Consider the following 10,400-nt stretch of genomic DNA (forward strand, 5'->3'; position numbering starts at 1 on the left):
GGAGCCGCTGCGCCCGGATCAGTCCCGGAGCGAAGGAACCCGAGCCTGCGAGGGCCGAACGTAGGAGCAAGCCTTTTTGGGTACTTTTTCGGCGTCTGGAAAAAGTGCCTCGCCGTAAGGGCGAAACCGTAATCAGCAACACCCGCAGCAACGGATATGTACCCAAAAAACCAGCAGACAAGCCCCCACCAAAATAGCGGGAGCCAGCCTGCTCACAAAGAGGCCCCAAGCCTCACGACATCACTTGGCCTCGGACTTCAGCTTCAGATACGTCTGATGCATGTCACTCGCCCAACCATCGATCACCGCTTTGACATCAGTGGCTTTCATCACCTGCGAGGAATTTTCCAGCGGCTGCCCGGTGCCCTTGCGCACCACTTGAGCCACCACCTTGTTACTGCTGCCGTCGAGGAACACCGCCTCGGTGGCCAACGTGGTTTCCTGATCGCGAATACCGGTGGCCGTACTCACCGCAGCAGCCACCAAGGCAATTGGAATCACCTCATACACATGCAGGCCCTCGGTCTTGCTGCTCACCGCCGTGATCGCCGGCCGGATCACGATGACGCCAGGCCCCGGACCAGTGGCCAGCGGCAGCGACTTGCTCAGCTCACGCTTGAGCGCCTGATCGTAATAACTGGTGATGCCATTGAGGGTCTGCTGGGGGATTTTTTCCGTCGCTTGCGGCTTCGGATACAACTGGCTCGGTTCGACATAGACGCTGCTGAATTTGTTGATGTCGAGTTTCGGGTCCATCCAGCGCATCACCTCGGCACCCGACGGTGATTTGGTCTCCTTCAGTTGACTGTAATCCTTGAGAAAACCGGAGTACTGGTCTGGCTCGACGGTTTTGCTGGAACAACCCACCACACCCAGGGTGGCGATGCACAGCGTGCCCATCATTACGGCTAGCTTCATGCTGTAACTCCTGTCAGAAGGCCAAATCGTTTGCATAGGGGGAGTTACAGGTATAGCTAAAACCGCAGCAATTGCGATTGCAAATTACAAAATTCACACGGCGCTGCGCAGCAAGTCACAGCGCTTATTTGACAGACGCGCTGCATGCGGCAAAGCTGCATCCAGATGTATGCACGCCAGAAGGCCAACGCACCGGACTACGGAAGTCGCAATGCCCAAGCACAAAAACAAAGCGGTGCAACCTGAACCTGACGCATCACCCTCCTCTTTTTCACGTTACCTGTTTCCAATCACCATTGGTGTGCTGCTGGCGGCCGTGGCGGGCATTGGCTGGTTCCTGTTCAGCCCGGCGCCCGCCCCCGTCAAACCCGCAGCGATCAGCACGCCTGTGGCACCGGCAGCCAAGCCGCAACCGCCAGTGGCAAGCAAACCGGCCAGCATGGTCGATGAGCAGCAATGCCAAGGCTGTCACAGCGAACAGGTCAAGGGCTGGCAAGGCTCGCATCACCAATTGGCCATGCAGCCAGCGACCGCCGAAACCACCCTCGGCGACTTCAACAACGTGACCTTCAAGGCCGAGAACGAGACCACAAAGTTCACCCGCAAGGGCGATGAATTCTGGGTCAATGCGCCCGGCATCGACGGCAAGAATGCCGACTTCAAAGTGGCGTACACCTTCGGCATCGCGCCGCTACAGCAATATCTGATCGAGGTGGGTCAGGGGCGTCTGCAAGCCCTCGGCGTGGCGTGGGATACCGAGAAAAATCGCTGGTTTCATCTGTACGCCGGCCAGGGCGTGAACTTCAAGAATCCGCTGCACTGGAGCAAACCGAGCCAGAACGCCAATTTCATGTGCGTCGAATGCCACACCACCGGTTTCAAGCGCAATTTCGATGCAGCGAGCAACAGCTTCAACAGTCAATGGAACAGCCTCGGAGTCGGCTGTCAGGCCTGTCATGGCCCGGCGTCGAATCACCTGGAGTGGGCGCAGAAAAAAGACGATTTGATCCATAAGGGCTTCGACGTCGATCTCAAGGACAGGAACGCCACGGTAGAAATCGAAACCTGCGCGCGCTGCCATTCCCGCCGCGCGCCGCTGGGCGATGGCTTTACCGTCGGCAACCGGCTGATGGACGATTACCTGCCCAGCGCACTGACCCGCGAACTCTATGCGCTGGACGGCAAGATCAAGGACGAAGTGTTCGAACACGGCTCGTTCCTGCAAAGCAAGATGTTCGACAAGGGCGTGCGTTGCAGCAATTGCCATAACCCGCACAGCAACGAACTGAAGGCACCGGGCAACGCCGTGTGCCTGCAATGCCACAATACGGCGGGCAAGACTTCGGTCGCCGGCGTCGACGGCAAGGGTCTGCAAGCGAAGAATTACGACTCCATCGAACACACCCGCCACGCCATGGGCCAGCCCGGCTCGCAGTGCGTCGATTGCCACATGCCTGGCAAGTTCTACATGGGCAATGACTTTCGGCATGACCACAGTTTCAGTATTCCCAACCCGGAGCGTGCGCAGAAACTCGGCACGCCAGACGCCTGCCTGACCTGTCACCAGGGCAAGGCCGGCGACAAGGTCACCGCGCAGTTCAAATTGTGGAACGCCTCCGCCTCCCCGGCTCAGCAGGCGCCACGCTATGACGAAAGCCTGTGGCTGATCCGCAATGGCCAGCCCGGCGCCGCCGACGCGCTGTACCAGCAATTGCAGCGCAGCAACCTGCCGGCGATCCAGCGCGCAACGTTGCTGGCGGAATTGCCGCTGTACCCGAGCGAACAGGCGCTGAAACTGGCCACTCAGGATCTCAAACATCCAGAGCCACAGGTGCGTGACAGCGCGGTGCGGGCGATCAGCGCATTCCTGCCGCCGCCCGAGCGTGCGCCGTTATTGGCGCCGTTGCTCAATGATCCAGTGAAAGCCGTGCGCATCGTCGCCGCGCGGGATCTGCTCGGTGCCTCGCGCAACAATGGTCTGGGGGCGGCGCAAGCCAGCTGGAACGCGGCGATTGGCGAGTATGAAGCGGTGCAGAAAAGCCTGCTGGAGCGTGCCGAGGCCAATCTCAATCTGGCGATGCTGTACCAGGCCAGCGGGCGCAGTGTCGAGGTCGAACCGTTGCTGCGCAGCGCCCTGCAACGTGACCCGGATTTCTACCCGGCGCTGGTCACGCTGGCACAGTGGCTGGAAGCGAATGGTCGCGCCACCGAAGCGCAGAAGCTGTTGGATGACAGCCTCAAGCAGCATCCGGATGCGGCGCTGTTGCAGCACACGCGCGGGTTGTCGCTGATCCGTGCCGGCCAGTCCGCCGACGCCATGTCCTACTTGCGCAAAGCCGCACAACTGGAACCGGAGAATGCGCAATACGGCTATGTACTGGCGGTGGCGCTGCATGAGAGCGGCAAGGTTGATGAGGCGTGCGCGATTCTGGAAAGTTTGCTCAAGGTACAACCGGCCAACCGCAATGCGCGGCTGTCGCTGATTCAGTACTACCTCGATAGCGGCCAGGAACCGAAGGCGCAAGTGCTGTTGCAGGGCTGGAAGAAAATGAATATGGGGGATCCGGCGCTCAAGTGATCGGCTGGAGATCGGTGGCCCCTCACCCTAGCCCTCTCCCAAGGGAGAGGGGACCGATTGGGGAATATTCAAGGATTGCACCGACTTGAGCGATCGGCTTTGAATCCGTAATCGACTCGGTCTGTCACTTCGATATATCACCCAAGACACCCCGGTCAGTCCCCTCTCCCTCCGGGAGAGGGTTAGGGTGAGGGGCTGCCAAACCAGTCCCCTCTCCCTCCGGGAGAGGGTTAGGGTGAGGGGCTTTTGATCTTGGCTTCCAGAATCGAACAATCACCACGAAGACGTCTCGCCACTGCGCAATGCCATCTCCCGCCGGCTATTGGCACGCATCGCCTTGATCAGCGATACCGTTCCCACCAGCAAAATCGCCGCACCAAACAAAAAGTCGATGTTGTACAGCTGGAAATCTTCCACCGGCCCGATCAGCAATGTGCGCACCACTGCAATCCCCACCAGCGTCGCGAGAAAGTCGATCCCCGGTTCATCGCGGTAAAACACCAGCATCAGTGGCAGGCACAGCACCAGCAGAAGCAACAGCACCACAACCTTGAACGAGCCTTTGCGCTCGACGCTGAACGCACACTCATGCGCGCCGTAAGGCTTGTAGTCCTCGTCGCGAATCATCGAGTTTTTCTCGTTGATGTAGTCGGCGCGGTTGTACTTCTGGATCGGCGTGAAGGTGTTGGACATCTCCATCAGCGTGGTGATGTTCTTGAAGCGCAAGTCGATGCGCTCGTTGCCCTTGAGGTAATACAGCACCGGTTTGTAGCCGTAGCGATAAGTGTCGAACGGGAACGCCGCGGTCTGGGCGTGCACGCCGATCGGCCGTGGTTCGAGTTCAGCGAAGGCGCTTTTGTTGGTCGACGAGAGGTTGCGGCTCAGCGGCTGCACCTTGATCTGCTCGAGGAAGATCGGCGTGACGCCGAAAGACCACTGCAACGGTTCCAGACGCAGGCGCAGTTCGTTGCGGCCCAGGTCGTAGCGGTTGAAGGTACGTTCGGAAACCACCAGCGAACCGCCGACCATGAACTCGCCGCGCAGGTTGTTGGTGACGCGCAAGGTCAGTTGATCCTTGCCCAGCAACGCCGCTTCACTGGTCGGTGGCGTGCCGCACCACGCGGTGCTTTCGCCGACACCGCCGAGCTGGCCGTCGCGGTTTTCCTTGAATACATAAAAGTAACTGGCCCACAGCGTCAGCAGCAAAAGCGACGCCGTGAGACCGAGGATTTTTTTACCCGGACTCACTGATCAGACTCCCTTCTTCGGTTCCATCGTCCAGCCGAAAACCCGCTGGCGACGGCGACTCTACCAAAAGGCCATCAGTGACCCAAGGGAAAATGCCGGATTGGCACCGAACCTAAGGGTTTCCCCGGTACTCGCCTCCCCCCCCCCAAGGAGCGAGCCTGCTCGCGATAGCGGTGTTTGATCGTTCCCACGCTCTGCGTGGGAATGCAGCCCGGGACGCTCTACGTCCCAATCTAGGTGCGATCGCGAGGAATCAGGCTTTGCAGTTGCTGCGCCAGAAAATTAGCATCAAACGCAAACGTATCCGGATCCTTCAAACCATTGGTCTTGCGCCACTGCCACGCACCATCCGCCAGGCCAACCAGCGAAATGCTCCCATACCGGGCCGCCGTCAGCCCCATCACTGCCAGGGAAATCTGCCCGCCGCTGCCCATCACATCCGGCACAAACTCCACCGGTTTGCCGGCAATCACGATGCTCAATTTTTCCGTCTTGAACGTCGAGGTCTCCACCGGCACGCTCGGCCCGGACGCGACATACGCCTCGCGACTCACCTCCAGCAGATTCGGCGCCTTGACCGGTTCAAGCCATTGCTCGATCTGGTCGAACAGCGCGCCAATCCGAGCCGCCCAAGCGGCCGACTGGGTGGCGAACAGTTGCTTCTTGTGCGCTTCGCTCTCGGCATAGTGGCGAAGCATCTCGCCCAGTTGCTGTACGTCGTTCATTGCGGTGTTCCTCGGAAAGGACCTGCGAAGGGTGATAGTGGCAGATCCCCGGCGAGGCGTACGTTTAGTTCTTGCAGATGCACAGTTGCGGGAAAGATCGGCGGTACAGTCAGTCGGTACTGGCGTCGAGTCTCGAACAGAAGGTAACTTCGGGCAGCCCTGAATGCTCGACACTGACATTTGCTTGAGGAAATCCAATGCGCACCATCGGCCTTATCGGCGGCATGAGCTGGGAGTCCAGCGCCGAATACTATCGCCTGATCAACCAACAGGTCCGCGAGCGCCTCGGCCCTTTGCGTTCGGCGCAGTTGCTGATGTTCAGCGTCGACTTCGGCCCGGTCGAACAGGCCCAGCATGCCGGGCGCTGGGACGATGCGGCGGCGATTCTGGTGGATGCCGCACGCAGGCTTGAAGCTGGCGGCGCCGATTGCGTGGTGCTGTGTACCAACACCATGCACAAGGTCGCTGAGCAGATCCAAGGCGCCATCAGCATTCCGTTCCTGCACATCGCCGAACCCGCCGCTCAGGCCGCACTGGAAATCGACGCGCGCACGGTCGGGTTGCTCGGCACCGCGTTCACCATGGAGCAGGACTTCCTCAAGCAGCGTCTGATCGCCCAAGGCCTGACCGTACTGGTGCCGGATGATGCCGAGCGCAAAGAGGTGCACCGGATCATCTACGACGAACTCTGCGTGGGCGTGATCAGCGAACAATCGCGAGAAATCTACCAAGGCTTCATCGAATCCCTGACCGCCCGTGGCGCCCAGGCGATCATCCTCGGCTGCACCGAAATCGGCCTGCTGATCAAACCCGAACACAGCGCCCTGCCCCTGCTCGACACCACCGAGCTGCATGCGCAGTCGGCGGTGGCGTTCGCACTGGGCGACTGACTCAGGGTTTCGGGCTATTGCGTAGACGGGCCATGCTCAGGGTGTCGACCCACTGCCCGTCGCGCACCGCGTAATCACGCAACAGCCCTTCGTCCTCGAAACCGAACTTGCGGTAAAGGCCGATGGCCGCCTCGTTGTCGGCGTACACCGTGAGTTCGACGCGGTGCAGATTCATCCAGTTGTCGGCAACGTCCAGCGCCGCCGCCAACAACATCGATCCCACGCCTTTGCCCTGCCAGGCTACCGCGACTGCCATGCCGAAACTGCCGGCGTGGGCGCGGCGCATGCGTGAATACGCTTCCAGGCCCAGATTGCCGATCACCACGCCTTGGTGCAGAGCAACCAGTTTCAGCGCGCGCTCGCTGTCGGCCTGCAATCGCTGACGCCATACCTCGATGGATTGAAACGGCATCTGCAGCACCTGCCGCGCAACGGCGGGGTCGTTGTAAAGCGCAGTGATGCCTTCGAGGTGGGATTCGTTGGAGCGTTCGAGATGGATCGTGGGGGTTGGGTCTGACATGGGATCGGTCCGTGATCAGCGTGTGGCTGGTCACTCTAAACCGCTGATCTGGAATCTGGCGAGAGGTAATGGTGGGAGCGAGCCTGCTCGCGAATGCGGTGGGTCAGTCACTGAAGTTTCGACTGGCGGATTGCTTTCGCGAGCAGGCTCACTGCTACATGGGGCGGGTCAAGGCTGGAACCATTCGTGGCGTTCGTTGAAGGTTTTGATGATCGTTCCCACGCTCTGCGTGGGAATGCCTCAAGGGACGCTCCGCGTTCCAGCTCTGGGGGGACGCAGAGCGTCCCGGGCTGCATTCCCACGCGGAGCGTGGGAACGATCAACGCGTAAGCAATGAAGATTCCTGTGGGAGCGAGCCTGCTCGCGAAAGCGGTTTGTCAGTCACTGTGGCTTCGACTGGCGGATTGCTTTCGCGAGCAGGCTCGCTCCCACTGTTGATGCGGTACGGGTGCAGTTGATGATCGTTCCCACGCTCTGCGTGGGAATGCCTCAAGGGACGCTCCGCGTTCCAGCTCTGGGGGGACGCAGAGCGTCCCGGGCTGCATTCCCACGCGGAGCGTGGGAACGATCAACGCGTAAGCAATGAAGATTCCTGTGGGAGCGAGCCTGCTCGCGAAAGCGTCGGAGCAGTCAGCATTGCAACCGAACATTACGACAAATTCGCAAGCAGGCTCGCTTCCGCAACTGCCGCGCGGACAAGATCCGGCAAGACCGCTCGTCTGAATACCGCCTGTACCTGTCAGATCTGACAGGTGTGCTTTTTTTCAAACTGGAGTGAGATGGATCCCATTCAAGGCACGGCACGGCAAAATTCTCAGGGAGCGCTTCCATGGATATTCAGTCTTCGATTTTCAACGAGCTGTTTGTTTTGTATCCAGTCATCATCCAGGGCTGGGTCACACCGGTGAAGCCGGAAGGCATTGCCCAGGGCGGGATACCCAAGGCGCTTTATGATGGCCAGACGCAAGGCCTGGAATGTCTGATAGATCCGTGGACGGAAATGCAGCTCGCTTCCTGGACCATGGCCGCTGATGACCGCGTCGATCTGTACGTCAACGACAACCCTACTCCCGTAACGGGCAAGACCGTTGCCCCGGGCGAAGAACAACAGCGGGTGCGCTTGTACTTGCCCCACGGCTGGCTCAACCAGGGCGTCAACCGCTTGTATTACAAGGTCACGCGCGTAGGAGGTAACGATGAATCGTCTCGGGACATGCTAGCCCTCTACCATTTGCGTCTGCCGGAAGCTCTGGATCTGATCATTCCGCCGGATGTAGTACGTGAAGGCGTGGGGCCGGAGCTAGCCGCACGAGGTGTGACATTTGCGTTTACTTACACCAACCGACGCCGCTTCGACACCATAGCGTTTGCGCTCGGCGATACCACCGTGCGATTCGATGTGCCCGAAGCGCCGGCCCCGATCAACCTGACGCTGTTCACCGATACCTTCCAGCGCGCCGGTGACAACCCGAATGCTGTGGCGGAATTCAAAGTATTTGACCAATTGGGCAATGCCGTCATGTCAGGTGAAAAGCGCGTGGACATTCACCTTGGTCGCCTTTCTCTGCCGGCACCCACTGTCCGGGGCATGAACGGCGATCAGTTCAGTCCGACCACCCCGGAAATCAGAGTCCTCGTACCGCAGGGTTCGTTACTGCCCACCGACACGTTGTGGGTGAACTGGCAAGGCGCGACGGCTGTCCCTGAAGGCTCCTACTCAAGCCCGCCTCGGCTGGTCAGTGCCGGCCTGGAGATTGCGGTACCGCGTTCGGTGCTCGCCTACAGCCTGAGCCAAAGGGTTTCAGTCAGTTATTTTATCGAGCGCGACGGCAAAACCGTGGAGTCGGCTGTGTTGCTGCTGGACATTCTGCCGCTGCCGGCGACCGCTTTGAACGCCCCGAAAATTGTCGAGGCCGATGCCAATAATTTTCTCGATGTCACGGCGCTTGACACCAAAAACGCAACTATTCATGCGCTGCTGCATACCTTGATTGAAGCCGAACAGCCCTGCTGGCTGCGGCTGGAGGGTAAGAAGGCTGACGGCACTGCACATGACTTGACTCTCTGGGCTGGGTTGCCAGCTAGAGTCAACAGCACTTGGATCAACCAGGGATTCTGGCCACAGACGCTGGCGAACAGTTATCTCGTTCAATTGGGGCATGGCACGACGCTGACGCTTAAATACCTGGTGGCGCTGGACAAGAGCAATATCGAAACGAACGCAGTGAAATTTCCGGATCGGGTTTACACCATCAAGGCCGCGCCGGAATTGGTCATTGATGATTCGCCGATGCACTTGCATGCGGAGAAGCTACTTCAAAATTATGGCTGGGGTAGCAGGGAAGTCCCTGGCAATGTTCAGACTCGACAGCCCACCGGAGGTACGCCACCTTACACTTTCCAGTCGGATGATCTAGCAGTGGCTTCAGTTAATTCGGTCGGAAAAGTAACCGGGTTGAAAAACGGACAGACAACAGTCCGTGTCTGCGATCAGTCTGGATCGACAGTGTCGTTTGTGGTGGATGTAAGAAATGTTTTTCGAGTGATCAGAGGTGCTGCAACTTATCCTGGCAACGTGCAAGGGGATAAAGATGCACAACTATGGGTGCGCAGCCAACGCGGTGTTCGCTTGCCTAGTAATTCGTATCAGCAAACACTATCGGCCAATTTCACCAATGTATATCAAGACTTTTTCGAGGGAATCTCCGTCTTTCTTCCAAGAGGACAATGCTGCGTTGTGGCTCAAGATCCCCCTACGCCTTATCTCGGTACTTGGATAGGGATTAATTCCGACGGTACATTTTCTTATTCGAACGGATCACCGTCAGTGTCGACACGAGCAATCGCGTTTGTACCCACTTGAACTTTACAAAGAGTAAAACACAAGCTGGATTTCCCACAAATTGACTGGCAGGGCAAAGTTTCTAGCGAGCCCACCGCATTAGTCGCCCGAGTGGGTATCAAGACTGAAGACTCGCTCCCACTATCGATACGGTTTGTTCAGTTACGAGTGTGGTGTCTGGGCTGGCGAGAGCACAAAGGCGACGATTTATTTGACGAGCGGTTTAAACAGCAGGGCGTGATCGAGGCTTTTCTTCTGATCGCGAAAGGCCCACCAGGTTTGGCGCAATTCTTTGATTTAAACGATGGCGTTTAAAAGAAACTCGCTGACACGCCTTCCAGGCTACAAATTCTTGCGCCATTGCCTACAGCTACGCCAGAATCCGCCGGCTTGTGCGCTTAGGGGGCGGATTCTATTGTGGTGCGGTCGCTGACGAATCAGCGATCGGGTCTCGCAGCCCGTCGATCTCTGGACGCACAACACCCGCTGTTTTTATGGCGGCTGTACGTGGGAGACCTTCGGGTCTGCCGGTTCTAGAGTCCCGGTCTGCGACCCGCGTATAGCTGCCACCAACCATTTCGTATCGCAGCGAAAGTTGGCAGCTCCGTCGACTCTAGGAGCTTCACCATGATCAAACCAACACCCAACCCACCCGAAACCGACCCCACCTCCCCCTACG

General features: G+C 58.7%; 7 protein-coding genes. 3 read left to right on the forward strand and 4 right to left on the reverse strand.

Going from position 1 to position 10,400, the window contains the following annotated elements; genetic code table 11:
* Window positions 1–240: 240 nt before the first annotated feature.
* Entirely contained in the window at window positions 241–918 is a 678-nt protein-coding gene (locus D8U60_RS04290) for a DUF3313 domain-containing protein (protein WP_016774611.1), read from the reverse strand.
* A gap of 211 nt (window positions 919–1,129) precedes the next feature.
* Between D8U60_RS04290 and D8U60_RS04295 the strand changes: the two genes are divergently transcribed.
* Window positions 1,130–3,496 (forward strand): tetratricopeptide repeat protein, encoded by a 2,367-nt coding sequence (locus D8U60_RS04295; RefSeq protein ID WP_130899541.1) that lies wholly within the window; start codon window positions 1,130–1,132, stop codon window positions 3,494–3,496.
* Window positions 3,497–3,769: 273 nt separating this feature from the next.
* Here the strand turns inward: D8U60_RS04295 and D8U60_RS04305 are convergent, their stop codons facing one another.
* Together D8U60_RS04305 and D8U60_RS04315 are read right to left on the reverse strand one after the other, a co-directional pair.
* A complete protein-coding gene (locus D8U60_RS04305) occupies window positions 3,770–4,744 on the reverse strand; it encodes a hypothetical protein (protein WP_130899542.1) in 975 nt (324 codons plus the stop codon).
* A gap of 233 nt (window positions 4,745–4,977) precedes the next feature.
* Window positions 4,978–5,469 carry a hypothetical protein gene (locus D8U60_RS04315; protein WP_130899543.1) on the reverse strand — a complete coding sequence of 164 codons (492 nt, stop codon included), beginning with the start codon at window positions 5,467–5,469 and terminating at the stop codon, window positions 4,978–4,980.
* Window positions 5,470–5,666: 197 nt separating this feature from the next.
* On the opposite strand from D8U60_RS04315, the gene D8U60_RS04320 reads away from it, so the two are divergent.
* Window positions 5,667–6,359: an aspartate/glutamate racemase family protein gene (locus D8U60_RS04320; protein WP_130899544.1), complete on the forward strand. Its 693-nt coding sequence runs from the start codon at window positions 5,667–5,669 to the stop codon at window positions 6,357–6,359.
* A gap of 1 nt (window position 6,360) precedes the next feature.
* Here D8U60_RS04320 and D8U60_RS04325 read toward each other — a convergent pair whose 3' ends face one another.
* Window positions 6,361–6,879, reverse strand: a complete 519-nt coding sequence (locus tag D8U60_RS04325) for a GNAT family N-acetyltransferase (RefSeq protein WP_130899545.1) — start codon at window positions 6,877–6,879, stop codon at window positions 6,361–6,363.
* 829 nt (window positions 6,880–7,708) lie between these two features.
* Here D8U60_RS04325 and D8U60_RS04335 point away from each other — a divergent pair.
* On the forward strand, window positions 7,709–9,742 hold the full coding sequence (locus tag D8U60_RS04335) for an Ig-like domain-containing protein (RefSeq protein WP_130899546.1): 2,034 nt from the start codon (window positions 7,709–7,711) through the stop codon (window positions 9,740–9,742).
* Window positions 9,743–10,400: the final 658 nt, after the last annotated feature.

The sequence above is a fragment of the Pseudomonas sp. Sample_11 genome (genome assembly GCF_004307505.1).
GTDB classification, from domain to species: Bacteria; Pseudomonadota; Gammaproteobacteria; order Pseudomonadales; family Pseudomonadaceae; genus Aquipseudomonas; species Aquipseudomonas atacamensis.

What these genes read in the sequence shown, in the direction of transcription:
- D8U60_RS04290 (WP_016774611.1), bottom strand. Translation starts at nt 918, where the DNA reads ATGAAGCTAGCCGTAATGATGGGCACGCTGTGCATCGCCACCCTGGGT.
- D8U60_RS04295 (WP_130899541.1), top strand. Translation starts at nt 1,130, where the DNA reads ATGCCCAAGCACAAAAACAAAGCGGTGCAACCTGAACCTGACGCATCA.
- D8U60_RS04315 (WP_130899543.1), bottom strand. Translation starts at nt 5,469, where the DNA reads ATGAACGACGTACAGCAACTGGGCGAGATGCTTCGCCACTATGCCGAG.
- D8U60_RS04320 (WP_130899544.1), top strand. Translation starts at nt 5,667, where the DNA reads ATGCGCACCATCGGCCTTATCGGCGGCATGAGCTGGGAGTCCAGCGCC.
- D8U60_RS04325 (WP_130899545.1), bottom strand. Translation starts at nt 6,879, where the DNA reads ATGTCAGACCCAACCCCCACGATCCATCTCGAACGCTCCAACGAATCC.
- D8U60_RS04335 (WP_130899546.1), top strand. Translation starts at nt 7,709, where the DNA reads ATGGATATTCAGTCTTCGATTTTCAACGAGCTGTTTGTTTTGTATCCA.